This is a genomic window from Bradyrhizobium betae, assembly GCF_050632175.1.
Taxonomy (GTDB): Bacteria; Pseudomonadota; Alphaproteobacteria; order Rhizobiales; family Xanthobacteraceae; genus Bradyrhizobium; species Bradyrhizobium betae_B.
Map to the genome: position 1 here is coordinate 5,686,694 of NZ_CP192576.1, position 26,137 is coordinate 5,712,830.

Annotated in this window: 23 protein-coding genes and 3 pseudogenes; 15 read left to right on the forward strand and 11 right to left on the reverse strand. The window is 64.6% G+C overall.

What is annotated here, in order from left to right; genetic code table 11:
• Positions 1–3 precede the first annotated feature (3 nt).
• Genes ACQ86E_RS27225 through ACQ86E_RS27260 form a run of 8 tightly spaced genes read left to right on the forward strand, consistent with a single transcriptional unit; the run spans position 4 to position 7,650 of the window.
• The gene (locus ACQ86E_RS27225; RefSeq protein WP_431202613.1) at positions 4–855 is read left to right on the forward strand and encodes an ABC transporter permease; all 852 of its coding nucleotides are present in this window, start codon (positions 4–6) and stop codon (positions 853–855) included.
• Positions 855–1,817, forward strand: a complete 963-nt coding sequence (locus tag ACQ86E_RS27230) for an ABC transporter ATP-binding protein (RefSeq protein ID WP_431202614.1) — start codon at positions 855–857, stop codon at positions 1,815–1,817. Before ACQ86E_RS27225 ends, ACQ86E_RS27230 begins: the two co-directional genes overlap by 1 nt.
• Positions 1,814–2,806, forward strand: a complete 993-nt coding sequence (locus tag ACQ86E_RS27235; RefSeq protein WP_431202615.1) for an ABC transporter ATP-binding protein — start codon at positions 1,814–1,816, stop codon at positions 2,804–2,806. The genes ACQ86E_RS27230 and ACQ86E_RS27235 overlap by 4 nt, the downstream gene beginning before the upstream one ends.
• Positions 2,796–4,250, forward strand: a complete 1,455-nt coding sequence (locus tag ACQ86E_RS27240; RefSeq protein ID WP_431202616.1) for an amidase — start codon at positions 2,796–2,798, stop codon at positions 4,248–4,250. The genes ACQ86E_RS27235 and ACQ86E_RS27240 overlap by 11 nt, the downstream gene beginning before the upstream one ends.
• A gap of 44 nt (positions 4,251–4,294) precedes the next feature.
• On the forward strand, positions 4,295–5,908 hold the full coding sequence (locus tag ACQ86E_RS27245; RefSeq protein WP_431202617.1) for an ABC transporter substrate-binding protein: 1,614 nt from the start codon (positions 4,295–4,297) through the stop codon (positions 5,906–5,908).
• Positions 5,909–5,963: 55 nt separating this feature from the next.
• Complete coding sequence (locus ACQ86E_RS27250; protein ID WP_431202618.1) at positions 5,964–6,758, forward strand: amidase family protein; 795 nt, start codon at positions 5,964–5,966, stop codon at positions 6,756–6,758.
• Positions 6,755–7,162: a hypothetical protein gene (locus ACQ86E_RS27255; RefSeq protein ID WP_431202619.1), complete on the forward strand. Its 408-nt coding sequence runs from the start codon at positions 6,755–6,757 to the stop codon at positions 7,160–7,162. Before ACQ86E_RS27250 ends, ACQ86E_RS27255 begins: the two co-directional genes overlap by 4 nt.
• Positions 7,159–7,650, forward strand: coding sequence for a GlcG/HbpS family heme-binding protein (locus ACQ86E_RS27260; RefSeq protein ID WP_431202620.1), 492 nt, complete (start codon positions 7,159–7,161; stop codon positions 7,648–7,650). The genes ACQ86E_RS27255 and ACQ86E_RS27260 overlap by 4 nt, the downstream gene beginning before the upstream one ends.
• A 40-nt stretch (positions 7,651–7,690) precedes the next feature.
• On the opposite strand, the gene ACQ86E_RS27265 is transcribed toward ACQ86E_RS27260, so the two are convergent.
• From ACQ86E_RS27265 to ACQ86E_RS27290, 6 genes and pseudogenes are all read right to left on the reverse strand, one after another.
• Complete coding sequence (locus ACQ86E_RS27265) at positions 7,691–8,623, reverse strand: lipid A biosynthesis lauroyl acyltransferase (protein ID WP_431202621.1); 933 nt, start codon at positions 8,621–8,623, stop codon at positions 7,691–7,693.
• Positions 8,624–8,634: 11 nt separating this feature from the next.
• A pseudogene (locus ACQ86E_RS27270) lies at positions 8,635–9,913 on the reverse strand (beta-ketoacyl-ACP synthase).
• A 100-nt stretch (positions 9,914–10,013) separates the two neighbouring features.
• A pseudogene (locus tag ACQ86E_RS27275) lies at positions 10,014–11,218 on the reverse strand (beta-ketoacyl-ACP synthase).
• Positions 11,215–11,685, reverse strand: a complete 471-nt coding sequence (locus tag ACQ86E_RS27280) for a 3-hydroxyacyl-ACP dehydratase FabZ family protein (protein ID WP_431202622.1) — start codon at positions 11,683–11,685, stop codon at positions 11,215–11,217. Before ACQ86E_RS27280 ends, ACQ86E_RS27275 begins: the two are co-directional and overlap by 4 nt.
• A gap of 10 nt (positions 11,686–11,695) precedes the next feature.
• The gene (locus ACQ86E_RS27285; RefSeq protein ID WP_007592476.1) at positions 11,696–11,983 is read right to left on the reverse strand and encodes an acyl carrier protein; all 288 of its coding nucleotides are present in this window, start codon (positions 11,981–11,983) and stop codon (positions 11,696–11,698) included.
• 223 nt (positions 11,984–12,206) lie between these two features.
• Positions 12,207–12,548 (reverse strand): hypothetical protein, encoded by a 342-nt coding sequence (locus tag ACQ86E_RS27290; RefSeq protein WP_431202623.1) that lies wholly within the window; start codon positions 12,546–12,548, stop codon positions 12,207–12,209.
• Positions 12,549–12,882: 334 nt separating this feature from the next.
• Here ACQ86E_RS27290 and ACQ86E_RS27295 point away from each other — a divergent pair, with 334 nt between their 5' ends.
• Together ACQ86E_RS27295 and ACQ86E_RS27300 are read left to right on the forward strand one after the other, a co-directional pair.
• On the forward strand, positions 12,883–13,509 hold the full coding sequence (locus tag ACQ86E_RS27295) for a ParB-like protein (protein ID WP_431202624.1): 627 nt from the start codon (positions 12,883–12,885) through the stop codon (positions 13,507–13,509).
• Between the two features lie 151 nt (positions 13,510–13,660).
• On the forward strand, positions 13,661–13,804 hold the full coding sequence (locus ACQ86E_RS27300; protein ID WP_431202625.1) for a hypothetical protein: 144 nt from the start codon (positions 13,661–13,663) through the stop codon (positions 13,802–13,804).
• Positions 13,805–13,838: 34 nt separating this feature from the next.
• Here ACQ86E_RS27300 and ACQ86E_RS27305 read toward each other — a convergent pair whose 3' ends face one another.
• A complete protein-coding gene (locus ACQ86E_RS27305) occupies positions 13,839–14,042 on the reverse strand; it encodes a hypothetical protein (protein WP_431202626.1) in 204 nt (67 codons plus the stop codon).
• A 233-nt stretch (positions 14,043–14,275) separates the two neighbouring features.
• Between ACQ86E_RS27305 and ACQ86E_RS27310 the strand changes: the two genes are divergently transcribed.
• The 4 genes from ACQ86E_RS27310 to ACQ86E_RS27325 all read left to right on the forward strand — a co-directional run bounded on the left by ACQ86E_RS27310 (position 14,276) and on the right by ACQ86E_RS27325 (position 18,023).
• On the forward strand, positions 14,276–14,911 hold the full coding sequence (locus ACQ86E_RS27310) for a Crp/Fnr family transcriptional regulator (RefSeq protein WP_431206575.1): 636 nt from the start codon (positions 14,276–14,278) through the stop codon (positions 14,909–14,911).
• Positions 14,912–14,920: 9 nt separating this feature from the next.
• Positions 14,921–15,151 (forward strand): DUF6894 family protein, encoded by a 231-nt coding sequence (locus ACQ86E_RS27315; protein WP_431202627.1) that lies wholly within the window; start codon positions 14,921–14,923, stop codon positions 15,149–15,151.
• A gap of 155 nt (positions 15,152–15,306) precedes the next feature.
• On the forward strand, positions 15,307–15,474 hold the full coding sequence (locus tag ACQ86E_RS27320; protein WP_168213610.1) for a hypothetical protein: 168 nt from the start codon (positions 15,307–15,309) through the stop codon (positions 15,472–15,474).
• A complete protein-coding gene (locus ACQ86E_RS27325; protein ID WP_431202628.1) occupies positions 15,471–18,023 on the forward strand; it encodes a cation-translocating P-type ATPase in 2,553 nt (850 codons plus the stop codon). Before ACQ86E_RS27320 ends, ACQ86E_RS27325 begins: the two co-directional genes overlap by 4 nt.
• A 42-nt stretch (positions 18,024–18,065) precedes the next feature.
• On the opposite strand, the gene ACQ86E_RS27330 is transcribed toward ACQ86E_RS27325, so the two are convergent.
• Complete coding sequence (locus tag ACQ86E_RS27330) at positions 18,066–18,647, reverse strand: peroxidase-related enzyme (protein WP_431202629.1); 582 nt, start codon at positions 18,645–18,647, stop codon at positions 18,066–18,068.
• Between the two features lie 127 nt (positions 18,648–18,774).
• A pseudogene (locus ACQ86E_RS27335) lies at positions 18,775–20,530 on the reverse strand (ATP-binding protein).
• Between the two features lie 418 nt (positions 20,531–20,948).
• Between ACQ86E_RS27335 and ACQ86E_RS27340 the strand changes: the two are divergent.
• Positions 20,949–21,917, forward strand: coding sequence for a catechol 2,3-dioxygenase (locus tag ACQ86E_RS27340; protein WP_431202630.1), 969 nt, complete (start codon positions 20,949–20,951; stop codon positions 21,915–21,917).
• A 1-nt stretch (position 21,918) separates the two neighbouring features.
• On the opposite strand, the gene ACQ86E_RS27345 is transcribed toward ACQ86E_RS27340, so the two are convergent.
• Both ACQ86E_RS27345 and ACQ86E_RS27350 read right to left on the reverse strand, forming a co-directional pair.
• Entirely contained in the window at positions 21,919–25,443 is a 3,525-nt protein-coding gene (locus tag ACQ86E_RS27345) for a molybdopterin cofactor-binding domain-containing protein (RefSeq protein WP_431202631.1), read from the reverse strand.
• A complete protein-coding gene (locus ACQ86E_RS27350) occupies positions 25,443–25,925 on the reverse strand; it encodes a (2Fe-2S)-binding protein (RefSeq protein WP_431202632.1) in 483 nt (160 codons plus the stop codon). Before ACQ86E_RS27350 ends, ACQ86E_RS27345 begins: the two co-directional genes overlap by 1 nt.
• Positions 25,926–26,137 lie beyond the last annotated feature (212 nt).

Here is a 26,137-nt window from a genome sequence, read left to right on the forward strand (position 1 = left end):
GCGATGAGTATGATCACGCTCGCCCGCAACACCGGCTATGCCTTTGGCGAGAACCGCCTGACACTCGTGGCCGTGATCATCCTGGCCCTGTTGGCGGTTTGCGCGATTTTCGGGCCTTACATTGCGCCATACGATCCCTTGGTCACCTCCGCCACTACCAAACTGGCGCGGCCCAGCGTCCTGCATCCGTTCGGGACCGACGCACTCGGACGCGACATCCTCAGCCGTGTCATCGTCGCGACGCGGCTCGATCTCGGGATGGCAGTGTCGGCGGTGGTGCTGTCGTTCGTGCTCGGCCTGGGGCTCGGCTCGCTCGCCGGCTATTTCGGCGGCTGGACCGACCGCATCATCGGCCGCGCGATGGATACCATCATGGCGTTCCCACTCTTTGTGCTCGCCATGGGCATCGTGGTGGCGCTCGGCAACAGCGTTGCCAACATCATCATCGCCACGATGATCATCAATCTGCCGTTCTATTGCCGCTTCGCACGCGCCGAGGTGAACGTGCGGCGCGAGCTTGGCTATGTCGAGGCCGCGCGCATGGGCGGCAACGGCTCGCTGCGCGTCCTGCTCAACCATATCGTCCCGAACATCTTGCCGCCGATGATGGTGCAGGCGTCGCTCAACATGGGATGGGCGATCCTCAATGCCGCTGGACTGTCCTTCATCGGGCTCGGTGTCCGGCCGCCCACGCCGGAATGGGGCATCATGGTCTCGGAAGGCGCCAGCTACATCATCTCCGGCGAGTGGTGGGCCTTTATGTTCCCGGGCGCCGCTCTCGTGCTCGCGGTGTTCTCCTTCAACATGCTGGGCGACGGACTGCGCGATCTGCTCGATCCGAGGAAGCGCGTGTAATGGCGCAGCTCGAGATCGACAATCTATCGGTTGAATTTCGCACTCGTCACGGCGTGGTGAGGGCGCTGGACAGCGTGAGCCTGTCGGTCAGCCGCGGCGAGATCGTCGGCGTGGTCGGTGAAAGTGGATCCGGAAAATCAGTCACGGCCTACACCGTCATGGGCCTGAACGACGAAGCTGCGCAGATCACCCAAGGCAACATCACCATGGGCGGCATCGATCTGCTGGCGGCGCGGCCGGAAGCGATGCGTGAACTGCGCGGTCGCGAGATGGCGATGATCTTCCAGAGCCCCCGTACAGCGCTCAATCCGATCCGCAAGATAGGCAAGCAGATCGAGGATGTGCTGCAGGAGCATGCAGGGCTGCCGAGTCGTGATCTCAGGAAAGCGGCAATCGCCGCACTAGCACGGGTCCGCATTCCCGATCCCGAACGGAGGGCTGAAGCCTATCCGTTCGAGCTCTCGGGCGGCATGTGCCAGCGCGTGATGATCGCCATGGCGCTTGCGTGCACGCCATCGGTCCTGATCGCGGACGAACCCACAACAGGGCTCGATGTGACGACCCAGGCGGTGATTATGGATTTGATCCGGGACATGAGCCGCTCGGCGCGGATGTCGACGCTGCTGATCACCCACGATCTCGGGCTCGCCGGCGAATATTGCGACCGGATCGCCGTCATGCATGCCGGGCACATCGTCGAGATCGGGGCGACGGAGGAACTGCTCGATCGTCCGGCGCACCCCTACACGCGTCAGCTGCTTGCCGCCACGCCCGTTCCGGAAACGCGTCTGGACGACCTCAATTCCATTCCCGGCCATTTGCCCGACCTGCGCGGCGCTTTGCCGCCGTGCCGCTTCAGCGGGCGCTGCGAGCGGAGGCAGCCGATCTGCGACGAAGCGGAGTTGCCCTGGACCGAATTGTCGCCCTCGCATGTCGTGCGCTGCCGGTTTCCCCTGTCATGACGCCGCTTCTCGAAGTCAAGTCGCTTTCCAAATCATATCCGATCAAGCGGGCGGCGCGTGGCGCCAGGCTCCACGCGGTCGATGATGTGGATCTGACCATCGGTGCCGGAGAGAGCGTGGGCCTTGTCGGCGAATCCGGCTGCGGCAAATCCACCATGGTGCGTCTGCTTGGCCGGCTGATCGACCCTACCTCAGGCCAGATTCTTCTCGGCGGTGAGGATCTCACCGCGATGACGCAGGCGAAATTCGCGTCCTCGGCGAGCCGTGGACGTGTTCAGGTGGTGTTTCAGGACGCAACCGAAAGCCTGAATCCCTCGTTCCGCGCTTTCCACGCGATCGCCGATCCGTTGAAACGGTTGCTCGGCATGAATAACGGCGCCGAGCTGGACAAGCGCGTTCGCGCCACCGCTGCGCTGGTTGGGCTGCCGGAAGAGTTGTTGCAGCGTTACCCGCATCAATTGTCGGGCGGCCAGCGCGCGCGCGTGGGCATTGCGCGCGCCGTTGCCGTCGAACCCTCGCTGCTGATCCTCGACGAGCCGACCTCGGCGCTCGACGTGTCGGTGCAGGCCGTGATCCTGCGTTTGCTCGCCGACCTGCGCGCACGATTGGCGATGAGCTACTTGTTCGTGTCGCACGATCTCAACGTGGTCCGACTTCTCTGTTCGCGCGTGGTCGTGATGTATCTCGGCAAGATGGTCGAAATCGCGCCGGCGGAGACGCTGTTCACTGCGCCTCGACATCCCTATACGCAAGCGCTGGTCGCCGCGATCCCGGATCCGGCGCGGCGTGGTGAAGCACGGCCTCGCCTGGACGGCAGCCCGACAAGCCCGATCGATCCGGACCCCAACGTCTGCCGCTTCTACGGCCGATGTCCCAAGGGGGCCGACATCTGCACCAAGGCGATGCCACCGCTTCGCGCTGTCGGGCCGGATCATTTCGCCGCCTGCCACTTCGCTCTTTCACCCGATGGAGGAATCGATGAGCGCTGACAATGAGATCTGCCGCATGGACGCCGCGACCGTCGCGGCGAAAGTCAAGCAGAAGGAACTATCCGCCGCCGAGGTTACCGAAGCCGTCCTGCGGCGCATGGAGACGCTCGAACCCCACATCCATGCCTTCTGCACGCCAACGCCCGACGTGGCGCGCGCCGCGGCCGCCGCGGTCGACGCCAAGATCGCGGCCGGCAAGGATCCCGGCCTGTTGGCAGGTGTACCGATCGGCATCAAGGACCTCGTCGCGACCAAGGACATCCTGACCGTGATGGGGTCGCCGCTCTACCGGGACTTCGTGCCCGATGAGGACGACATCGTGGTCGAGCGGTTGAAGGACGCCGGCGCAGTCATCATCGGCAAGACCAACGTGCCGGAATTCGGCTACAGCGGTGTCGGCCACAACCCGGTCTTTCCGGCGACGCGCAATCCCTGGAATCTCGACATGACATCCGGCGGATCGAGTGCCGGCTCAGGAGCGTCGGTCGCTGCCGGCGTCGCGCCATTCGCAATCGGCTCTGATGGCGGCGGATCGATCCGCATTCCTTCCGCCCTTTGCGGGCTTTACGGAATCAAGGCATCGATGGGCCGTGTGCCGCTCTATCCGGGTTGCCGGGACGAACGCTATCCAGGCGTCTCGAGTTGGGAATCGCTTGAGCATGTCGGTCCGATGAGCCGCACCGTGACCGACTCGGCGCTGATGCTGAAGGCGATCACCGGACCCGATCCGCGCGATCGCTATTCGATTCCGGCCGCCGATTTCGACTATGTCGGCGCCGTGAAGGAGAGCATCAAGGGCCTTCGCATTGCCTATAGCGAAGACTGGGGCTACGCGCCGGTCGATCCGGAAGTCCGACGTGTCGTGTCGGAAGCAGTGCGTGTGTTCGAGACTGATCTCGGCTGCACGGTCGAGCGAGCCAATCCGGGATGGGAAGATCCGTTCCCGCATTTCTGGACCATCGTTGCCGGCGACACCGACCTTACCGGCATGCGCCGCATGATGAAGGGCCGTGAAAAGGAAATGTCGCCGCACCTTGTCGGCCTTTTGCAACGACAATGGACAGCGGAAGAATTCACCGACGCCAAGATGATCCGGCAAATGGTCTGCAACCGCATGTGGCGGTTCATGGCCAACTACGACCTGCTGATCACGCCGACGCTCGCGGTGCCGGCATTCCCGCTCTACATGCAGGGACCCGAGATCATCGAAGAGAAGATGGTCTCTACCGGCGATTGGCTCTGCTTCACTTTCATCTGCAATTTGACCGGCCAGCCGGCGGCGACCATTCCCGCCGGCTTCACCAAAGCAGGTTTGCCCGTCGGCATGCAGATCATCGGTCGTCATCTGGCGGACCGCACCGTGCTCGCCGCCTCCGGCGCATTCGAACAAGCGCGTCCGTGGGCCCACAAATGGCCGAAACTGCTGGGCGATCTCGGACTTTGACGCTGTCTCGACTTTTTAACCGAACTCCAGAAAGGATGCACGATATGAAGCTCGATCGTAGTCTCGCTACAGCGGCGCTGCTCACAGCGTCCGTTGCCTGGCCCGGCGCATCCGCGCGCGCGGCCGAAATTGCCAAGGACACGATGGTGATCGTGTCCGAAATGGGCCCCAACGGTCTCGACACGATGGTGCCGACCGCCAACGATCACAGCCGCATGGTGGTGTGGCAGGCCTACGATCGTCTTGTCAGCCACGGCGAGAAGAAGCTGGCCGACGGGACGGTATCATACGATGCCAAGGTCATGACGCCGGAGCTCGCCGAGAGCTGGGAAGCCAGCGACGACGGCAAGACCTACGTTTTCCATCTGCGGAAGGATGCGACCTTCCACGACGGCAGCCCGGTCACCGCCAAGGACGTCAAATGGTCGTTCGATCGCGCCATCGCGGCCGGCGGCTTTCCGGCGGTGCAAATGGCGGCGGGATCTCTCGTCAAGCCTGAACAGTTCACTGTTGTCGACGACCACACCTTCAAGGCAACGTTCGATCAATTCAACAAGCTGACGATGCCCGACCTGGTCGTGCCGGTGCCCGTCATCGTCAATTCCGAGCTCGCGAAGAAGCACGCGACGACACAGGACCCGTGGGCGTTCGAGTGGGTCTCACGCAACGATTGCGGTGGCGGCGCCTACAAGGTGGAATCCTGGTCGCCCGGCCAGCAGACGGTATTCACCCGCTTCGATGCCTGGAAGTCAGGCCCGCTGCCCCAATTGAAGCGCGTCGTGTATCGGCAGATCGCCTCGGCCGGTACGCGTCGTGCGCTCCTGGAGAAGGGCGATGTCGATATGTCGGTTGGTCTGCCACCGAAGGACTACGCCGAACTGGCAGAGCAGGGGAAGGTCACGATCATCGGCGTGCCGGTCCAGAACGACCTCGTGTTCGTCGACATGAATGTGAAGATCGCGCCGTTCGACAATCCCAAGGTGCGCGAAGCGATCTCCTACGCCATCCCTTACAAGGAGATCATCAGCTCCGCGCTCTATAATCGCGCCAAGCCGATGTTCGGTGGCGACCCCGACAAGTCCTATCCCGATGCGACGTGGCCGGTTCCGATCAAGCATGGCCAGGATCTCGCGAAAGCCAAGCAGTTGCTGACCGAGGCCGGCTTCCCCAAAGGCTTCAAGACCACACTGTCGATCGATCTCAGCGAATCCACCGTGCGCGAACCGACTGCCATCCTGATCCAGGAAGCACTGAAGACGATCGGCGTCGAACTTACGATCGAGAAGGTCCCGGGCTCGAATTGGTTTGCCCAGATGGCCAGCAAGACGATGCCGATGGTGATTGCCGAATTCTATGGCTGGCTCGATTATCCCGACTATTTCTTCTTCTGGACCTTCCACGGCGGCAACAACTCCGTGTTCAACACAGCCAACTATGTCAATCCCGACCTCGACAAGGTGATCGACCAAGCGCGCTTCACCCGCGACCCCGAGATCTACAAGGCCAGCCTGAACAAGATGGTCGACATCGTCATGACCGATCTGCCTCGCATCCCGCTCTACACCCGCTTTGCCGATTATGCGGTGCAGAAGAATGTGAAGGGTTTCGAGTATTGGTTCCACACGCATCCGGACTTCCGCAAGCTCTACAAGGAGTGAGACGACGGCAGGCGCGCTCGATCGGGCGCGCCCGCCCCAACATCGGGAAAACATCGTGCAAGACCCGCTCGGCGCTTTCGTTCCAGGTCCCGTCGTCAAACGAATGCCGCTCAGCCGAGGCTCGCTTTCGAGCCTGAGCTTTGCGGTGAAGGACCTGTTCGACGTTGCGGGAAGCGTAACTGGGTGCGGCAACCCCGACTGGGCCGCCACCCACGAGGCGGCGAAGGAGGATGCCTGGGCCGTCGACACTCTGCTGGGCGCCGGCGCTGAGCTGACGGGAAAGACCATCACCGACGAGATCTCGCTGGGTCTGCTTGGCATCAACAAGTTTTACGGAACGCCGCTCAACCCGCGCGCGCCGGACCGCGTACCGGGCGGCTCGTCGAGCGGCTCGGCATCCGCCGTTGCCGGCGGTCTGGTCGATATTGCGCTAGGTACCGACTCGGGCGGCTCGGTGCGGATCCCTGCGAGCTTCTGCGGGCTTTATGGCCTGCGTCCGACGCATGGGCGTATTTCCGTCGCTGGCATGATGACCCAGGCTCCGTCGTTCGACACGGTGGGCTATTTCACCCGCGACGCACTGACCTTCGGTCGGGTTGGCGCCGTGCTGCTTGAAGAACAAATTCCCGACGCCTTGCCCGCTGATCTCGTCGTTGCGACCGACTGTTTTGCCTTGGCCGACGAGCCAATAAGGCGTGCGTTGCAGCCGGTTGTCGATCGGCTGCACGATGCTGTGGCGACCACCCCGTCGCCATTGGCCGGGGCAGCGCTTCCCGATTGGGCGCGCCACCAGCGCATCCTGCAAAAAGCGAATTCCACGACACGTTCCGCGCTTGGATTGATCGCGTGAACCCGCGCTTCTCCGCGGAGGTCGCCGGCGCGTTTGCCGACGACGGCCTCATCCCATCGAGCGATCTCGCCGCCGCCAGAACCTTCCGCGAAGATGCATCGAAACGCCTTGACGATCTGCTCGACGGGCGGCGCATGCTGTGCCTGCCAACATCGCCCATTCTGCCGATCAACCGCAACGCGCGCCTGTCAGACATCCGCGCGGCGGTGCACCGGATTGTCGACCTGACCGGTATCGCGGGCCTAACAGGTCTTCCGCAAGTCAGCCTGCCCGTTGCGAGATCCGGCTCGATCCCCGTCGGGCTGTCCCTCATCGGCTGGCGCGGCGGCGATGCGGCGCTGGTCGCAACAGCGCGTACCCTGGCACGAGAATTCTCGATTGGTCTTTTAGAGGAGCCGGCATGACCGACGTCAAGGAAGCACGGACCCTGACGCTCGAAGGCGCGCTCAAGGTGCTCAACGCGGCCATCGGCGAGGCGACCCGCATTGGACAGCCGATGTGCATCGCCGTGGTCGATACCGGCGGCAATCTGCTGGCGTTCGGACGCATGGACGGCTCGAAGGGACTCAGCGTGACCTCGTCCATCAACAAGGCACGGACGTCGGCGCTGTCGGGTTCGCCGACCGGCGGCGCTCATGCGGACGTGGAAATCCAGGTCACCCTCGCGCATGAAAACCGCTGGACCAATCTGATCGGTGGTCTCCCGATCCGCATCGATGGCTTTATCCTTGGCGCGGTGGCCGCGGGCTCTGGATCCGGTGCGCAGGATCTCGCTGTGGCCCGGGCAGGTGCGGCCGCTATCGCGGGAGCCGACATGTGCGTCGATTTCAAGCCGATGGGCGCGGAAGATACCGGGATCATCAGGGGCACGTCGCCTGAGGCGGCGATCTGAGACCGGCATGGGATCGAGCTGACCGGAAACCGCCCGCCAGCTACCGCCACCTGCGGTGCAGCCAGAGCCATTGCTCCGGATACTCCCGCACCCAGCCTTCCACCACGCTCGTGATCGCCTGCGTCGTACCCTGGATGTCGATCTTGCCGTCGGCGTCACGCACCGGCGGGATTTCCTCTGTCAGTTCGGCGCGGAAACGATTGCCGGGCAGGCGGATGATGCGGACGCCATGGATCGGGCATTCGACCTGGCGGAGCAGGCGCGCCAGCATCGGGTTGGCGCGGGTCTTGCGGCCGAAGAAGGTGACCTCGACGCCGCCGGTCAGATACTGGTCGATCAGCATGGCGACGTGCTTGCCGTCCTTGAGCGCCTGCGCGAGGCGCAGCGGCGCGTCGCGCCCGGCAGGGATCAGCGTGCCCATGTTGACCTGTCGCATCTCCTGGATGATGCGGTCGGCCGAGGCGATGTTCGGCCGGCGGTAGAGGATCGCGGTGTCGAGCCCATGCGCGACGGCGGCGAGCGCCGGCAGTTCCCAATTGGACAGATGCGCAGCGAAGATCAGCGCCGGCTTGCCGTCGTCGCGGATGCGGTCGAACAGCTCGATGCTTCGCTGGGGCAGTTCGATCCGGCTCGTTTCCGGATGGTCGCGATCGTAGTCCCAGACGTGGTCCATGTGCGCAAACTCGCCGCCGACGCGGCCGAGATTGTCCCACACGCCCATCAGGATCTGGTCGATCTCTTCCGGGGACTTCTCGGGAAACGCCGCGGTGAGATTGGCGCGGCCGATGCGGTGCTCGCGCAGGCGCGGGCCGATCAGCTTGGTGACGCGCGCGAAGAAGTCCGAGGTCTTGGCCGGATCGAAATAGCGCGTGGTGCGCAGCATGCCGACGGTGGCTGCACCGATCAGGCTTCCGCCGATGGATTTGGCTGCATTCCGCGCGCGAATCTTCGTGCTGATAGGAATCAGCGCCATGCCGCGTCCGGTCAGGCCGGTTCGCGGGTCAGGATCAGCGAGGCGTTCTGGCCGCCGAAGCCGAACGAGTTCGACATCACCGCGGTGACGCGGGCATCGCGTGCCTTGTTGCCGACGACGTCGAACAGGATCGTCGGATCCGGCGTCTCGTAGTTGATCGTCGGCGGGATGCGCTGATGCTCGAGCCGTCAGCAGCGAGAAAATCGCCTCGACCGCGCCGGCGGCCGAGATGGTGTGGCCGACCATCGACTTGTTGGAGGTGACCGGGATCTTCGAGATGAGATCGCCGAACACGGCCGATGTCGTGTTGTACTCCATCTTGTCGTTCTCGGGCGTCGCGGTGCCGTGCGCGTTGATGTGGTCGATCTGGTCCGGCGTCATGCCGGCATCGGCCAACGTCTTGTTCATGCAGCCGATGATCGGCTTGCCGTCGGGCGAAGAGCGGGTGCGGTGGAAAGAATCGGTGAGTTCGCCGCAGCCGGCGATCACGCCGAGGATCTTTGCGCCGCGCGCGGTGGCGGCTTCATAGCTTTCGAGCACCAGCGCGCCGGCACCTTCGGCCATGACGAAGCCGTCGCGGTTCTTGGAGAAGGGGCGGGAGGCCGCCTGCGGCGGATCGTTCTGGGTCGACAGCGCCGAGAGCAGCGAGAAGCGCACGAGCGCTTCCGGGTTCACGGTGCCGTCGGTCGCGACGCACAGCGCGGCATCGGTTTCGCCGCGGCGGATCGCCTCGACGCCGAGCTGGATCGAGGTCGCGCCCGAGGCGCAGGCCGTCGACAGCGAGATCGGCGAGCCCTTGGTGCCGAACGTCTCGGCGAGGTGTGCCGCGACCGAGCCGAACATGAATCGGTGGTGATAGGCGGCGTACTTGCCGCCGCCGGAAATGCGCAGCAGATCGTCATAGGTGAAATCGGGCGAGCCGACGGCGCGGCCGAGTTCGCGGCGCTGCGGCCATTCGACTTCGACCGGCGCAACCGCAAGGAAGAGCGGACCCGGGAAATCGGCCTTGGCGCCGATGCCTGCCTGCTCGAGCGCTTCCTCCGTCACGAGCTCGGCCATCCGCTCGGACAGGCCGGTGGAGGAGAACGGATCGACGCTGACGAAATCCACGGTGCCGGCCATCGTGGTCTTGAGGCCGTCGACCGGAAAGCGCGTGATGGTGCGGATGCCGGATTCGCCGGCGACGAGCTTCGCCCAATTGTCGGCCTTGCCGGCGCCGAGCGAAGTCATGATGCCCATGCCGGTGACGACGACGACGGGACGCCCGAGTTTGTCGCGTGGTGCAGTCATGTCGATCCCCCGATAAGAGCTACAGCATGATCCCGGAAAAGTGTGACGCGGTTTTCCGAAGGATCATGCTCAAACATCATCAGCCGAAGCGCGCCACGCCTCAGCCGATCGCCTCGACCAGCGCCATGCCTTCGCCGCGCCAGTGTCCGGCTCCCACCACCACAATCTGGGTGGGTGCCCCCTGCATTTCAATCTCAAGTCCCGTGGAATCGTTCGGCGGGAACAGCGCGCCACGGGAGATCGACAGGGCGGCGAGTGCGAGCCCAAGCGGGAATTGCGTTTCCATGGTGTGGCCGAACATCGTACCGGTCGAGCGCACCGGGAATTCGGCATGGCTCTTGAGGAAGCCACGCTCTTCCGACGTCGCCGGCTCCGCGCCGGTCGCTCCGGTGATGATCGCGCCCTTGCCCTCACGCCTGGGCAGCTTGGCCCAAAGCTTCTCCAGCGTTGCCGCCATGTCGCCGGGCTGCTTGCGCCGGGCGAGGTCAGCGACGACGCTCGACAGTTTTGCGAACGGTTTGGCGCCGCGTGCCTCGGCGTGCGCCTTAGATTCCAGCACCAGGAAGGCGCCAGCCGAGCCGAGCGCGAAGCCGGCGTGATCCTTGCGCGCCCAGACGGGGGCGAACTTGTCCTTCAGGTTGAAGTCGCCGAATTCGTAGAGGACCATGAGGTCCTTGCGCTCGCCGTTATGCGAGCCGCCGATCAGCGCGATGTCGCTCTCGCCCGAGGCGATGCGCGCCAGCGCGATGCGGGCGGCATCGGCGCCCGCGACTTCCTCGCCCATGAAGGTGCGCGAGGTGCCGCCGAGACCGTGCACGATGGCGATGTTACCGGCGAGCAGGTTGGAGAGTTGGGCCAGGAACAACGTCGGCCTGAGATCGCTCATCAGCCGCTCGTTCAGGAAACCGGGCGCGTTCGCACCCTTGGCCTCGGCCGTGAGCACGCCGGTGTCGACGTTGAGATCGCGCTCGCCGCCGCCGGCGGCGACCACCATGTCGATCTTCGACAGAATGTCCTTGTTGCCCTTGATGCCGGCGGAGTCGAGCGCAAGGCCGGCGGCATAGGTGCCGATCCGCTGCCAGGCTTCCATCTGGCGCTGGTCGCCCTTTTCGGGATCTGGCTGTCGAAGGAAACAGGCATCAAGGGGTGCACGATGTAGGGCGCAAAGCCCTTCTCGTCGACATTGATGCGCTTCTCCTGGAGCGCGGTCCAGTTGGCGTCCAGGCCCTCGCCGAGCGAGGTCGCAAGTCCAATGCCGGTGATCCAGACTTCCGTCTGGCCGGACTTCGAAGGGGTGTCGGTCATGGCGATACGGCCTGTTGCGGAAAGCCGACTCGCTCGGCGACTTTCGTCATGTACCCGCGCATATCCGCATTGGGGAAGGGGATCAGCGTGAAGGTCAGCGATGAATTCGCGCGCAGCTTGCCGCCGACCCTGATCTTGGCTTCGGTCATGGCATAACCCGAGCCCTCATGGGCCACGCTTGCCTCGAGGGTCATCATCTCGCCCGGAAACACCGAGCCGCGCACCTTGGCTTCCTTCACGGCAGCGAGGATCGGCATGCGCTCGAACTTGAGCACGCCAAGCAGGAGAAAGCCCGAGGCCTGCGCCATCGATTCGATCAGGAGCACGCCGGGCATCAGGGGATAGCCCGGGAAGTGTCCCTCGAAGACGGTGCTTTCCTGCGGGACCAAGGCTTCGACGACGATCGTCTTCTCGTCGACCTTGAGGTCGACGATGCGATCGATCATGTGAAAATATTCGAGTTGCATGACCGCCCGATCAGGCGCTTGCGCCCTTGGCGGCAACCAGTTCGTCGATGCGCGCGCACAGGTTCTTCAGCACGAAATACTGCTCGGTGGTCGCCTTGCCGTCGTTGACCTCCTGGGTCCACTTTTCCAGCGGCAGCTTGATGCCGAACTGCTTGTCGATCGCAAACGCGATGTCCAGGAAATCGAGGCTGTCGATGCCGAGGTCATCGATGGCGTGGCTATCCGGCGTGATCGTGTCGCGGGGGATGTCGCAGGTTTCAGCGATGATCGTAGCGACCTGATCGAATGTGGATGACATCACTAAGCCTTTGATATATTGCGGATATTGTCAGATGTTCCAGAGTGGCATGGTGGGTGGGCATCGCGCCCCTGATGACGCCCTCAAACCCCCTCTGGCCGGGTTGAGTGCCCGTATAACGGAGCGCCGCCCTGAGTTCAATGGAGCCGGGCAGGGGCGGGGACAGGGCTGGGGATGCGCGCCGGCGTCCTTTCGGCTCGCGGGCCAAGCTGGCAGGCCGTGACTAGATCTGCGGCGTGACGATCTTGGCGCAATCCCGGCGGCCCATCAGCACGCAATCCTGGGTCCGCCTGAGGTCGGCGATGCTGACCGCGAGCCAGATTCCGACCGCTGTCAGCGCGATGGTGAAGGCGAGTGCAGCGATATTCGCAAGCATACGGTGGCGGAAATCGTCCGGCTCGGGGCGAGGCTGCTCGTAGCGCGACAGGTCGAGCGGTTCGGGGGCGGCGCGGAGCGGCTGCACGGTACCGTCGCCCCGGTGGGTGGCCGGAGAAGGCGAGGTGCGCGGCCTGAACTGGAGCACCCGGTGCTCGTCATCCGAGCTGATGGGCCGCTGGGTTTTCATGGTGCAAGGATCACTCCGAAGCAGCGATTTTTAGATAGCATACGGGACGAACGCGTTGCAGAAAATCTTCTCAACGCGCACGTTCATTGCGCCTTTGCACTATCTTTCATGGGATGTCCTGGGGCGTAGCGAACGATCGTGGCGGCGGGCGTCATCCTGGTGTCCGGCACGTGCGGGTTGCGCTGCAGCAACAGTCCGAAGCACACGCCGTCCCGCCCATGAGCATCGGCTTGTGATCTCCGTGCCGGGGCCGAACGCATTTTGTCGCCGCCGGCCCCATGGCATAGTCGGGAAACCTGGACCACCGGCTGCAATCCTGTGAGGGGCCTCGACCATGACCAGCAACGCGCGCGAGCCAAGAGTGCATCCGGTGCCGATCCTGTCGCTGCGGCCGACGCAGATGACGGTCGGCATGCGCGAGGTCAAGGAGAAGCGCAAGCGCTGGCGCGAGCACGGCAAGAAAAAGCAATCCGAGCTGCTCGGCAGCCACATGATTCCCGTCGTCTACGGGCCGGACCAGCGCTATTACGTGATCGATCATCATCATCTTGGCCGCGCCCTGCACGACGAGGGCGTCAAGGAGGTGCTGGTGACCGTGGTTGGCGATCTCAGGATGGTCGAGCGGGAGGCCTTCTGGGGCGTGATGGACAACAAGCGCTGGGTCTATCCCTACGACGCCAAGGGCGAACGGCGGCCCTTCCGCGATCTGCCGAAATCGGTCGTCGATCTGAAGGACGACCCCTTCCGCAGCCTCGCCGGCGAACTCCGCCGCATGGGCGGTTTCGCCAAGGACACCACGCCGTTCTCCGAATTCCTGTGGGCCGACTATCTGCGCCGGAAACTGTTGCGCAAGGAGGTGGACGCCAATTTCGACAAGGCCCTCGAGAAGGCCTTGTCCGCAGCCAAGAGCAAGGATGCGATCTACCTGCCCGGCTGGTGTGGCCCGGCGTCGGACGATTAGGCGGGAGCGCACCCATCAGGACGGCAGGCGGCCCGCAAACCGGGCCTCATCACAGCCTCTTGAGCAACATCATTTTCGGCGCCCATGAAGCCGTCCTGAAACAGAGCGGCCCCATCTGTGTGGGGTAGTCGAGCTCACACAGGAGGCCAAAATGCGCCGTCTGGTTTTCATCATTGCCTTGCTCGCGGTCGCTTCAGCAGGGATATCGGCATCGTTTGCCGCGGTTCACCACGCCAAGACATTGACGTTTTCCGAGCGCTTCGCGCCGGCGCTCGAGTTGATGGCGAAGCGCTAGCGGCTTAGCGAGTCACGGCGGAAGGCAACGCGGCTTACTTCGGGGGTTGCAGGCCGGGTGCGGACAGCAGGCGTTCCATTTCCGCAGCGGCTTCGCCGTCGCGTGCCTTCTGCAGCAACGTGTGGCGCTCGGAACCGGCTGGAAGGTTCCTGGCGGCGGCGCGGGCTTCCTGTGTGAACTTGTTCAGGCGCTCCTGCAGTGTCAGGGTCGGTCGTGTGCGGTTGCGTTTCTTGGTCATGGCTTGGCCTCTCCGGCGCAAACCAATCATGCGGACGCGAGCTGCGTCCTTAACTTTTGTTGGAACCGGGTGAGTGGATCGCGGGTTTTTGACTGCGAGCGCGGCTTTGCGCCCTCAAACCAACCGGAGCTCCCCGCGTGCCCAGCGATCCGATCCGCGCGGCGCTCATCAGGCGCCTGCGCATCTCCTCCTCGATTGCGGAGGAAGACATCCGGCAGATCGAGGCCCTTCCCATCTCGGTCCGGCAGTATCCGGCGGAAACGCCGGTCGTACGCGATGGCGAGCGGGCGACCAATTGTTGCCTGATCGCTGACGGCTTCTGCGTGCGCTCCAAGACGATCGCGAGCGGTAAGCGGCAGATCCTCTCGATCCATATTCCCGGCGAGATACCGGATTTAATGAGCCTGTTCCTGCCTGTGATGGACCATGATCTGTCGACGCTGACACAATCGACTCTCGGCTTCATCAGCCACGAGACGCTGCAGAAGCTGCATCGCCGACGGCCGACTGTCGCGGAAATGTTCTGGCGGGATACGTTGATCGATGCCGCGATGTTCCGCGAATGGATCGTTAATGTCGGCCAGCGCGCCGCGCCCGCGCGGCTGGCCCACGTCATGATCGAACTTCGCGAACGGCTGAGAATCATCGGGCGCGTGGATGGCAACGATTTCGAGATGCCGCTGACCCAGGAGCAGATCGGCGAAGCGCTGGGGATCACCGCCGTCCACGCCAACCGCGTCATCAAGCAATTGCGCCAGGAGGGCATCGTCGAGCTGCAGAGAGGCCGGGTGACCGTGCTGGACGAGCGGAAATTTTTGGAACTGGCGGATTTCGACGGCCGTTACCTGCATCAGTCGCCAACGCTTTGAGGGCGCCCGATGCCGCGATTCCATTTCGATATTCGAGAGAACGGCCGCCTGATCGCGGACGACGATGGGCACGAACTCGCGAATGCCGGGGATGCGCGCAAGGAGGCCGTGCTGACGGGAGCCGCGATCGCGCGTGACGTCTTCGTCGCCGGGAGCGCGCACCGCGTCGTGGTCGATGTCCGCGAGGACGGCACTCCGTGCCTGAAAGTCTCGATCACGCTCGAGGTCGAGGAGGCGTAGGGCATGCCGTGCCTGCGGCCCCCACGGCACAGGCCGGCTTGACGTATCGCAAATCGACGCCGGTACAGGCCGCTAAGGTCCGCCGGCATGATGCCGAACAGCGTTTGATGTCGAAGCGCCAGGTGGGTGCATCATGCCGACCTGGAGACGTGACGATGAGTTTGATTTTTCGCCTTCTGTTTGTCCTTGCCGGAGCCGTCACCGCGCTGTTCGTCGCGCGAGATGCGCTGAACTTCACCATCATCCAGACCTTCGTCGCCATCCTGCTCGTGACCGCGGTCCTGCTCGCCGGGAGCCTCTGGAGCCTGCGGCGGAAGACGTGAGCGGCACGGAGCGCGGAAGCCCGGCCGGACTGAGCGAGACCGAGGTTCGGGCGCGGCTCGCGGACGACGGTTACAACGAATTGCCTCGACCCGACCGGCGCAGCCCCATGCGCATCGTGCTCGAGGTGCTGCGCGAACCGATGCTGGCGCTGCTCCTCGGTGGCGGACTGGTCTACCTCGCGCTCGGCGATCTCAAGGAAGCCATCATCCTGCTGACATTCGGTGCAATGTCCATCGTGATCACGGTGGTGCAGGAGAGCCGGACCGAGCGCGTGCTGGAGGCCTTGCGGGACCTGACCAGCCCGCGCGCGCTCGTCATACGGGACGGCGCGCGCCGCCGGATTCCAGGCCGCGAGGTCGTCCGCGGCGATCTCGTCGTTCTCGGCGAAGGTGACCGGATTCCCGCCGACGCCAGACTGGTGGACGCGCGCGATCTGCAAATTGACGAGTCCCTGCTGACCGGAGAGTCGGTACCCGTTCGCAAGCAGGTCGCGGACAAGGCGGCATCAGTCGATCACCGGCCCGGCGGCGAGGATCAGCCCTTCGTGTATTCCGGTTCGATGGTGGTGCGCGGTGAGGGGCTGGCGCGGGTCGAGGCCACCGGCCCCCGTAGCGAGATCGGGAAGATCGGGCTGTCGCTGCGCGGTCTGCAGGCGGAGCCGCCGCGGCTCCGGCAACAGACGGCGCGACTGGTGCGGCTCTGCTTTCTCGGCGGCGCGGTGATCAGCCTGGCGGCCGTCGCGCTTTACGGCACCCTGCGCGGGGATTGGCTGCAGGCGCTGCTCGCAGGCATCGCAATCGGCATGTCCATGCTGCCGGAAGAATTCAGCGTCGTGCTCACGGTGTTCATGGCGATGGGGGCATGGCGGATCTCGCAGGCCCGCGTCCTGACGCGCCGCGCCGCCGCCATCGAGGTCCTCGGTTCTGCGACCGTGCTGTGCACCGACAAGACCGGGACGCTGACGCAGAACCAGATGTCCGTCGCTGAGCTGTGGCTGCTCAATGGGGTATCGATGCGTCCGGCGACGGCCGGACAAGATCGTGCCGGCCCCGAATTCGTCGAGCTGGCGCGCTGCGGCGCCCTGGCGAGCTCGCCCGAGCCGTTCGATCCGATGGAGAAGGCCCTGCACGCCTTCGCGCGGGATGCCTTGCGGGAGGGCGATGCGCTGGGCGGTCCCCGGACCCTGGTGCGGACCTACGGTCTGCGTCCCGAGCTGCTGGCCATGTCTCAGGTCTGGCGTACCCCCGGCGGAGCCGACCTCGTCGTCTGCGCCAAGGGCGCCCCCGAGGCGATCGCACGGCTGTGCCGGCTGAGCGATGCCGACCAGGAGGCGGTGCGAGATGCGGTTGGAGCGATGGCCAGGGATGGGCTGCGCGTGTTGGGAGTCGCCGTAGCGGCTGGCAATGGCACGCAGCTTCCATCGTCCCAGACGGATTTCGCCTATCGCTTCGTCGGTCTTGTCGGGCTGGCCGATCCGCTCCGTCCAGAGGTCTCCGAGGCGGTTCGCGAATGCCGCGCGGCGGGGATCCGCATCGTCATGATCACGGGCGACTATCCGGCAACGGCCGTTGCCATCGCAAACCAGGCCGGACTCGACGCCCGCGACGTCGTGACCGGCGACCAGCTCAAGCTGGCGAACGATCCGGAGCTCGCCGACCGTGTCAGGCATGCGGATGTATTCGCCCGGGTCTTGCCGGAGCAGAAATTGCGCATCGTCCAGGCGATGAAGCGCAACGGCGAGATCGTCGCGATGACCGGCGACGGCGTCAACGACGCTCCGTCGCTCAAGGCCGCCCATATCGGTATTGCGATGGGAGGGCGCGGGACCGACGTCGCCCGTGAGGCATCGTCGATCGTTCTGCTCGACGACGATTTCGGTTCGATCGTAGCGGCTATTCGCCTGGGCCGGCGCATCTACGACAATCTGCGAAAGGCGATGGCCTTCATCTTTGCCGTCCATGTTCCGATCGCGGGCCTTGCGCTGTTGCCTCTGGTGTTCGGGCTGCCGTTGATCTTCAGTCCGGTGCACATCGCGTTTCTGGAGCTGATCATCGACCCCGTGTGTGCGCTCGTGTTCGAGGCGGAGCGGGACGAACACGATGCGATGACGCGTCCGCCGCGGCGGGCCGATTCCGAATTGTTCTCGTGGCCCCTGATCGGCTGGAGCGTGCTTCAGGGCGCCCTGGCATTTGCCGCAACCGCCGCCATATTCGTCGGCGCGCTTCGCTCCGGCCTCGCGTCCGACGAGGCGAGGGCGCTCGCGTTTGTCTCCCTCGTCGTCTGTATCCTGGCCCTGGTCCTGGTCAACCGGTCCTTCAGCGCGTCGCTCGTGTCCGCATTCTTCCGTCCAAATCCGGCGTTGGCCTTGATCTTCGTGGCGGTCGCGCTCGTTCTCGCCACGGCGCTGCTGTGGCCCCCGGCGTCCAGCCTGTTCCGCTTCGGTCCCTTGCACGTCGACGATCTGATGGTCACGCTCGGCGCGGGATTGCTGGTGCTGACGGTGCTCGAGCTGCTGAAGCCGCTGTGGGGGCAGCGGCTCCGATTCTAGCATCGGCCGATTGAATCCTGCTTCTCAGCTTTTTCTTCTCAGCTATTTCTTCGGCAGGCGTCCCATCAGATAGAACTCCTCGTTCGGCCGCATCCCGGCGAAGTTTGCCAGCCGGTTCGACAGCGCGAAGAAGGCGGAGATCGCGGCGATGTCCCAGATGTCGTCGTCGCTGAAGCCGTGGGGTGCGAGCGCGGCGAAATCCTCATCGGAGATCCGCTGGGCATCGGCCGAGACCTTCATCGCGAAGTCCAGCATCGCCTTCTGCCGCGGCGTGATGTCGGCCTTGCGGTAGTTCACCGCGACCTGGTCGGCGATCAGCGGATTCTTGGCGCGGATGCGCAGGATCGCGCCGTGCGCGATCACGCAATACTGGCACTGGTTGGCGGCCGAAGTCGCCACCACGATCATCTCGCGCTCGGCCTTGGTGAGTCCCCCGTCCTTCTCCATCAGCGCGTCGTGATAGGCAAAGAAGGCGCGAAATTCGTCGGGCCGATAGGCCAGCGTCAGGAACACGTTCGGCACGAAGCCGCTCTTGTCCTGTACGGCGAGCAGGCGCGTGCGGATGTCGTCGGGAAGCGTGTTGAGGGCGGGTGCGGGGAAGCGTGGAGCTGTGGGCTTTGTCATGGGCATGATTCCGGCTTGGGGCCGGCAACCATAGTCGATGCGGACGGCCTGCTCAACGCGCGGCTCCCGTGCCCCGGCTCTGCGCAGCAGCGTTGCACGCTGCGGGCGTCCGGGACACGAAAGGATTTTACCGCAGCGGCTTCTTCAGGAGCGAGAAGCGGTCCGGATCGAGCCCCATCGACGGTTGAAGCATCGGTGCTTCGGCGGGGGCGAGCGTCTTGGCCGGCGGAGCAGAGAACACCGGATCGTTCGGCACGTCGCGCTGCGAAGTGGCGCCGCGCCAGCGGCTCGAGCACCGCACCGACGAAATGCATGTCGTGCCCCGAGGTGACGGACGGCACGCTGCTGATGGTGGCTTCGCCGCGCGGCAATTGATGCGGCGGCACCTCCTTGAAGCGAAGGCGCGTCGGCAGCGCGACGCCTTCGCCGAATGCCAGCACCTCGCGGGTGCCGAGCGAGGGCACGAAGGACAGCAAATTCGCGGCCGCATCCGACACCGCGGCACGCAGCAGCGCCTGGTCGCGCTCGTTGGCAAGACGCATCGTGAACAGCGTGTTGCACTGGGAGATGATGGTCGCGTCGAGCTCGGCAGGGCGCTGGGTGATGAGGCCGAGATAGACGCCGTATTTGCGGCCTTCCTTGGCGATGCGCGAGACCGCCTTGCGGGTCGGCCCGAAGCCGACATTGCGGTCGGCAGAGGCGTAGCGGTGGGCTTCCTCACAGACGAACAGCATCGGCGAGACGCCATCGCTCCACAGGCCGAAATCGAAGGCCATGCGGCACAGCACCGAGACGACGGAATCGATGACCTCGGCGGGAAAGCCGGCGAGCTGCATCACCGTCATCGGCTTGCCGTTGGCAGGCAGACGGAACAGATGGCTGATCACCTCTGCCATGGTGTCGCCGCCGACATTGGCGTTGTCGAACATGAAGGCGTAGCGCGGGTCGTTGCGCACCGCCTCGATGCGCGAGATCAGCTTGTGATAGATGATGCGCGAGGAGCGATTTTCGAGCTTGCCCATGCGATCGTCGATCAGCGAGATCAGGTCGACCAGGCGGTAGGGCACCGGCGTATCGACGGTGAAACCGATCTGCTTTGGGTCGACACGCTTCAGGCCGAGGCGGTCGGTGTTCTGGTACTGGGTGTAGATGCCCTTGGCGATCGGGATCACCTCGGCGAGGACGTCGAGCTCCTCGGGCACGCCGGCACGGCCGCCGAACAAGACGTCGACGATTTCCTCGAAATTGAACAGCCAGAACGGCAGCTTCAGGTTCCGGGGGTTGAGCACCAGCGCGCGGTCGCCGAAGCAGCGGCCATATTCGTTGTGCACGTCGAGCAGGAAGATGCGCAGATTCGGACGCGCCTTGAGGATCTCGTTGAGCAGCAGCGACACGCCGGTGGATTTGCCGACGCCGGTCGATCCGAGCACCGCAAAATGCTTGGACAGCATCTCCTCGACGTCGACATAAGCGACGACGGAGCGGTCCTGCTGCAGGAAACCGACGTTGATCTGGTCCGACCCGGTCGGCGCGTAGATCGTGCGCAGCTCCTGGCTGGTGATCAGGTCGACGGGATCGCCGATGGTCGGATAATTGGTGACGCCACGCTGGAATTTGGCCTTGTCGGCGGCATTGAGGATTTCGCCGAGCAGGTCGACGGACGCGATGGCGATGTAGTCGGCGTTCGAGAGGTTCTCGCACGACACCTCGGTGATCATGGCGACGATGACCGAGCTGGCGCAGCGGATGCTGACGAAGCGGCCGACGGTGGCCCGGACCTCCGAGACCGGCATCTGGCTTTCCGCCAGAAGTCCGACCCGGGCGAGCGACCCGCGAACCGAAATCACGCGTCCAAAGGATGTCACGATGAATGAACCTGGCATGAGCGAGGAGTTTAACCCCGACTATGAGAGGCGGGGCTGCACAAACGGTTAAGCAGCAGGTGCAGGCGTTTTCTTAAATCTGCGACAATTCGGACGATAGGTTTGTTCTGAATGCATACTTGTCAGCGGAATCAGCCGGAAAATGCTGCTTTTCGAGGCCCTTGAACTGAAGTTCAATTAAGGAAGATTTTACCATCCGGGCACTCCGTCGGCCGTTCGGAGGACGGCTGGTCACGGAGGTGCGCACCAGGCTGCACGGAGCTGCACACGTTGATTTGTTGACGGGACCTAATCATTTGTACATTAGTACAAATAAAGCCCGCGGTCGGTGCTGGCCCGGATGTATCAGGCAGTTGCAGGTCTGCATCCGAATGCGCGACCCGGTCCGGCAGATCGCAGCCACGCCCTGGAGGAGACCATGCAGCCCGAACCGATCCTCGATCTCGCCCATCTCGGTCACATGGAACTGCTGACGCCGAAGCCGGACGAGAGCCTGAAATTCTTCGTCGACGTCATGGGCATGACGGTAAGCGGACAGAAGGGCGACTCCGTCTACTTGCGCGGCTGGGACGACTACGAGCGCTATTCGCTCAAGCTCACGGCTTCGAAGACATCGGGCATGGAGCACATGGCGCTGCGCGCGCGCAGCCAGCAGGCGCTGGAGCGGCGCGTCGCTGCGCTCAAGGGCTCCGGCTTCGACATCGGATGGATCGACGGCGACATGGGGCAGGGGCCGACCTTCCGCTGCCGCGATCCCGACGGTCACATCGTCGAACTCTACTACGAGACCGAATGGTATCAAGCGCCGCCGGAACTAAAACCTGCGCTGAAGAATCAGGCGCAGCGCTTTCCCGCGCGCGGCGTCAATGTCCGCCGTCTCGACCATCTCAACTGCCTCGCCGTCGATATCAAGGCCAACCGCGAGTTCTTCGAGAATTACCTCGGCTGCCGCCTCACCGAGCAGATCGTGCTCAATGACGGGCGGGAAGCCGCGATGTGGCTGACGATGTCGAACAAGAGCTACGATTTTGCCTATTCGCTCGACCACTCAGGCACGCCCGGCCGCTTCCACCACGTCACCTACGCGCTCGACAGCCGCGAGGAGATTCTTCGCGCTGCCGATATTTTCCTGGAGAACGGGGTGCACATCGAGACCGGCCCGCATAAGCACGCGATCCAGCAGACCTTCTTCCTCTATGTCTACGAGCCCGGCGGCAACCGCGTCGAGGTCGCCAATGCCGGTGCGCGCCTCATCCTCGCACCCGACTGGAAGCCGATCGTGTGGACCGAAGAGGAGCGCAAGAAGGGCCAGGCCTGGGGGTTGAAGACCATCGAGTCCTTCCACACCCACGGCACGCCGCCGGTGGAGGCGAAGAAGCACGCTTGATTTAGTGCGCGGCCGCTCGCACGCGCGCGATCGCCTCGCGCACACCGGTCCATGCCGGCTTGTCGGGCGCGAATTGCTGGCGCAGGAAGGTGACGAGCTCCTCGACTTGCGCGTCGCTCATGCTGTTCTTGAACGCCGGCATGTAGCCGAGATCGCTCGACACCGGATCGGCAATGCCGTGCAGGATCACCTGCACGAGATTGTCCGCTTTTGCGCTGTGCAGATTGCTGTTGAGCGCGAGCGAGGGTCGGCTGCCGAACAGCGGCAGGCCGCCGACCTCGTGGCAGACGGCGCAGGCGCCCTGGTAGAGGCGTGCGCCGGTGGAGGCGGCGGTGGCGACTTGCGTTGCGCTTTCGAGACGTGCCGCAAGCGCGTCCGGTGTCTCGGTCGCCGTGGCGTTGAACGAATTGAGATACACTGCCATTGCGCGGATATCATGATCGGGCAGGGCCTTGAGATCCCTCACGATCGGCGCCATCGGACCGGCCGCGACGCCGTGATAGCGCGAATGGCCGGTGCGCAAGTAGGTGAACAACTCATCCTCGCTCCACGGGATCGGCGCGTGCGAGAGCGAGGTCAGTGGCGGCGCCTCCCAGCCCTCGGCAAAGCCGCCGGCGAGATAGGCGTTACGCTGCTCGGCGCCGAGCGCATTGCGCGGCGAATGGCAGGCGCTGCAATGGCCGAGGCTCTCGACGAGATAGGCGCCGCGATTCCAGGTTTCGGATTTGGCGGGATCGGGCTTGAACTCTTTCGTGTCGTGGAACAGCGCATTCCAGCCGGCGAGCAACGGGCGCAGATTGAACGGGAAGGCGAGCGCATTCGCCGGCGCAGTCGTCCGCACCGCAGGCTGCGCCATCAGGTAGGCGTAGAGCGCCTGCATATCTGCGTCGCTGGTTTTCGCAAAATGCGTGTAAGGGAATGCGGGATAAAGCTGCCGCCCGTCGCGATGCAGCCCGTCGCGCATCGCGCGCTCGAAGGCGGGATAGGACCAGGCGCCGATGCCGGTCTCGACATCGGGCGTGATGTTGGTGCTGTAGATCGTCCCGAACGGCGTCTCCAGCGCGCGGCCGCCGGCGTTGAGCGCGCCGGTGAGGCTGGTGTGGCACTCGGCGCAATTGCCGAGCGCGGCAAGCTGCTGGCCGCGGGCGATGGTCGCGGCGGAATAGACCGACGCATCAGGGCGGGCGATCGGTGCGATGGCGCGGCCGGGCATGAGAGCTGCACCAATGCCGATCGCAGCGGTGCAGACGGCCGCAATGGTCGTGACGATGCCGGCGCGCCGGACGAAGGGGTTTTCCCAGATGCGCGACGGTGGCGCCGCAGCCGGTGCGGGCAGGGCTTGCGTCTCAGGCGATGTTTCGCCGTGCAGTCCCCTCAGAATACGCTCTGGTGTGAATGGCGGCTCGCGAAAGCGCACGCCGGTGGCATCGAAGATCGCATTGGCAATCGCAGCCGCGCTCGGCACCGACGCGGACTCTCCGACGCCGAGTGGTGGCTGGTCCGGCCGCGGCAGCATCAGGACGTCGATCTTGGGCACGTCGGGGAAAGGGATGATCGGATAGGCGCCCCATTCCCGCGCCGCCACCGCGCCGCGCTCGAACGAGACCTCCTCCATCAGTGCGCGGCTGGTGGACTGGATGACGTTGCCGTGGATCTGGTGGCGCACGCCGTCCGGATTGATCATCAGGCCGGAATCCTGCCCGGCGACCACGCGGGTGACGCTGACGTCTCCGGTGGTCTTGTTGACCGCGACGTCCGCGACCCAGGCCGACCACGCCGCGCCATAGCCGGGAAACTTGCTGTGGACGTAGAGCGCGTACGCAAAGCCGCGACCGTGCACGATCTCGCCGTCTCTTTCCTCGCGGGCCGGCCGCGGCGCCCAGCCCGCGCGCTCGGCGATCGCGTTGACGAGATCGACCGCGCGCTGGTCCTTGAGATAGCGCAGGCGGTATTCGATGGGGTCGACACCGGCCTCGGTTGCGGCCTCGTCGATGTAGGATTCATGCGCAAAGGTGTTTGGCAGCGCCGAGACGCCGCGAAACCAGGACGCGCGCACGATCGGCGCCATGTCATGCGCGACAACGCGCATGTTGTCGTAGTCATATGGCGGGATCGCGGTGCGGTCGCCCATCTGCAGCACCGCGGGTTCGGATGAGACGCGACCGGTGAGCAAAAGCGCCAGCGTCGGGGCTGCGTTCGACGGATAGCGCGTGGCGAGATCGTAAGCGGCGATGCCGCCGTCGGCGTCGAGGCCGCCATTGACGTCGATGAGCTGCGCGGTGCCCTTTGGCTCCCAGGCGTGCTCCTGCTCGCGCGTCAGCTGCACGCGGACGGGCCGGCCAACGGCGCGTGAGAGCAGCAGCGCATCTGCGGTGACGTCATCGGCGCAGTTGCGGCCGTAGCATCCGGCAGCCTCCAGCCGGATGACCTCGATCTCGCTCTCGGGACGCTCGATCAGCAGCGCGAGATCGCCACGCAGCAAATGTGGATTCTGCGTGCCCGACCAGACGCGGATATTGCCGTCCCTGAAATCGGCAACTGCGCAGGATGGGCCGATCGACGCGTGCATCTGGTACGGCCAGACGTAAGTGCGCTGCATCGGCCTGGCCGCGCCGGCGATTGCGGCGTCGACGTCGCCCTTGTCGATCAGCGTGCGCGGCGTCGAGGGATTGGCGCGCAGCGCGGTCTCGACATCGGCGAGGTCGGTGAGTGCAGGCGTCGGCCGCCAACTCACCGCGAGCTGCTCCGCAGCGCGGATCGCATGTTCCTCGCGTTCGGCGACCACGCCGACGAAATCGCCGATGTGCACGACGGCGATGAGGCCGGGGATGTCGTGCACCGACGACCGGTCGACCGAGATCAGGCTGGTGCCGACGAACGGTCCGGCATCGACGCCGGCATAAGGGGGACGCACCACGCGGCCGTGCAGCATTCCGGGCACGCGGATATCGTGCACGAAGGTCAGTTCGCCCGTGGCCTTGGCCGGCAGGTCGACGCGCGGCATCGACTGGCCGACGATGGCGTAGTCGCCGACGGGCTTCACCGCGATGTCTTCGCTCAGCTCGAGGCGGATCGTCTCGTCGCCGATCAACTCGCCATAGCTGACGCTGCGGTTGTCGTGCCCGCGGACGAGGCCGTCCTCTATCCTGAGATCCGTGGCCGGCAGCTCCAGTCGCTCGGCCGCGCGCGCGATCAGGAAATGGCGGGCTTGAGCGGCGGCCTTGCGCAGGGGCACGGCGGTGATCTGGATGGTTTCGCTGGCGATCGTCGCGCCCTGATTCGGAACCAATGCGGTATCGCCGAGCACCACGACGACGCGGGCAAAAGACACGTCCAACTCTTCGGCGACGATCTGGCCGAGCGCGGTGCGGATGCCGGTGCCGAGATCGACATGGCCGTTATAGGCCGTAACCGAACCGTCGGCGGTGATCCGGACGAAAGTTTCGGATGTCACCTCGTCCACCGTGTGGACGACGACGAGAGACCCTGGTTGCCGTTCAGCTCCGTTCGAGAGGGGCGAGGCCATCAATCACCGGCCTCGGCGAGCTGGCCCGAAGCGCGCATCACGGCACGCAGGATTTCGACATGCGTGCCGCAGCGGCAGAGATTGTAGCGCAGCGCCGCAAGCGCCTCCTGCTCGCTCGGCTGCGGATTGATCGCGAGCAGCGCCTTGGTGGTCATGATCATGCCGTTGAGGCAGTAGCCGCACTGCGCCGCCTGCTCGTCGATAAATGCCTGCTGCACCACGTCGGGCTTGTCGCGCGTGCCGAGGCCTTCGAGCGTCACGATGTCGCGGCCGGCGCAACCGCCGATCGGAATCACACAGGAGCGTGCGGCCGCGCCGTCGATCAGGACAGTGCAGGTGCCGCATTCGCCCAGGCCACAGCCGTATTTCGGACCGTTGAGCCCGAGATCGTTGCGCAGCACGTAAAGCAGCGGCGTTTGCGGCGCAGCTGTCACGTCGTGGATCCTGCCGTTCACGGTGAGGCGGATCGGTGTCAGCGTCATCCTCGTTCCCAAAACTCTGCAATCTCAAAAATTCTAAGTCGCGACGATACCGTTTGTACACAAACGTGCAAGTCGGCATGCCGCGGTGCAGCGCGATTGCCCGCTTTGTGGACAGGGCGGATAGGCAAATGAGGTTTTATGCGGCAGGCGCATCTTTTGCGCTGCACCGCCGCTTGACAGCTTTCGGGAGCGCGCGCACCATCGTTCGTATA

What these genes read in the sequence shown, in the direction of transcription:
- ACQ86E_RS27280 (WP_431202622.1), bottom strand. Translation starts at nt 11,685, where the DNA reads ATGCAACTCGAATATTTTCACATGATCGATCGCATCGTCGACCTCAAG.
- ACQ86E_RS27225 (WP_431202613.1), top strand. Translation starts at nt 4, where the DNA reads ATGAGTATGATCACGCTCGCCCGCAACACCGGCTATGCCTTTGGCGAG.
- ACQ86E_RS27230 (WP_431202614.1), top strand. Translation starts at nt 855, where the DNA reads ATGGCGCAGCTCGAGATCGACAATCTATCGGTTGAATTTCGCACTCGT.
- ACQ86E_RS27245 (WP_431202617.1), top strand. Translation starts at nt 4,295, where the DNA reads ATGAAGCTCGATCGTAGTCTCGCTACAGCGGCGCTGCTCACAGCGTCC.
- ACQ86E_RS27340 (WP_431202630.1), top strand. Translation starts at nt 20,949, where the DNA reads ATGCAGCCCGAACCGATCCTCGATCTCGCCCATCTCGGTCACATGGAA.
- ACQ86E_RS27330 (WP_431202629.1), bottom strand. Translation starts at nt 18,647, where the DNA reads ATGACAAAGCCCACAGCTCCACGCTTCCCCGCACCCGCCCTCAACACG.
- ACQ86E_RS27235 (WP_431202615.1), top strand. Translation starts at nt 1,814, where the DNA reads ATGACGCCGCTTCTCGAAGTCAAGTCGCTTTCCAAATCATATCCGATC.
- ACQ86E_RS27265 (WP_431202621.1), bottom strand. Translation starts at nt 8,623, where the DNA reads ATGGCGCTGATTCCTATCAGCACGAAGATTCGCGCGCGGAATGCAGCC.
- ACQ86E_RS27350 (WP_431202632.1), bottom strand. Translation starts at nt 25,925, where the DNA reads ATGACGCTGACACCGATCCGCCTCACCGTGAACGGCAGGATCCACGAC.
- ACQ86E_RS27260 (WP_431202620.1), top strand. Translation starts at nt 7,159, where the DNA reads ATGACCGACGTCAAGGAAGCACGGACCCTGACGCTCGAAGGCGCGCTC.
- ACQ86E_RS27240 (WP_431202616.1), top strand. Translation starts at nt 2,796, where the DNA reads ATGAGCGCTGACAATGAGATCTGCCGCATGGACGCCGCGACCGTCGCG.
- ACQ86E_RS27300 (WP_431202625.1), top strand. Translation starts at nt 13,661, where the DNA reads ATGCGCCGTCTGGTTTTCATCATTGCCTTGCTCGCGGTCGCTTCAGCA.
- ACQ86E_RS27305 (WP_431202626.1), bottom strand. Translation starts at nt 14,042, where the DNA reads ATGACCAAGAAACGCAACCGCACACGACCGACCCTGACACTGCAGGAG.
- ACQ86E_RS27315 (WP_431202627.1), top strand. Translation starts at nt 14,921, where the DNA reads ATGCCGCGATTCCATTTCGATATTCGAGAGAACGGCCGCCTGATCGCG.
- ACQ86E_RS27345 (WP_431202631.1), bottom strand. Translation starts at nt 25,443, where the DNA reads ATGGCCTCGCCCCTCTCGAACGGAGCTGAACGGCAACCAGGGTCTCTC.
- ACQ86E_RS27285 (WP_007592476.1), bottom strand. Translation starts at nt 11,983, where the DNA reads ATGTCATCCACATTCGATCAGGTCGCTACGATCATCGCTGAAACCTGC.
- ACQ86E_RS27290 (WP_431202623.1), bottom strand. Translation starts at nt 12,548, where the DNA reads ATGAAAACCCAGCGGCCCATCAGCTCGGATGACGAGCACCGGGTGCTC.
- ACQ86E_RS27295 (WP_431202624.1), top strand. Translation starts at nt 12,883, where the DNA reads ATGACCAGCAACGCGCGCGAGCCAAGAGTGCATCCGGTGCCGATCCTG.
- ACQ86E_RS27320 (WP_168213610.1), top strand. Translation starts at nt 15,307, where the DNA reads ATGAGTTTGATTTTTCGCCTTCTGTTTGTCCTTGCCGGAGCCGTCACC.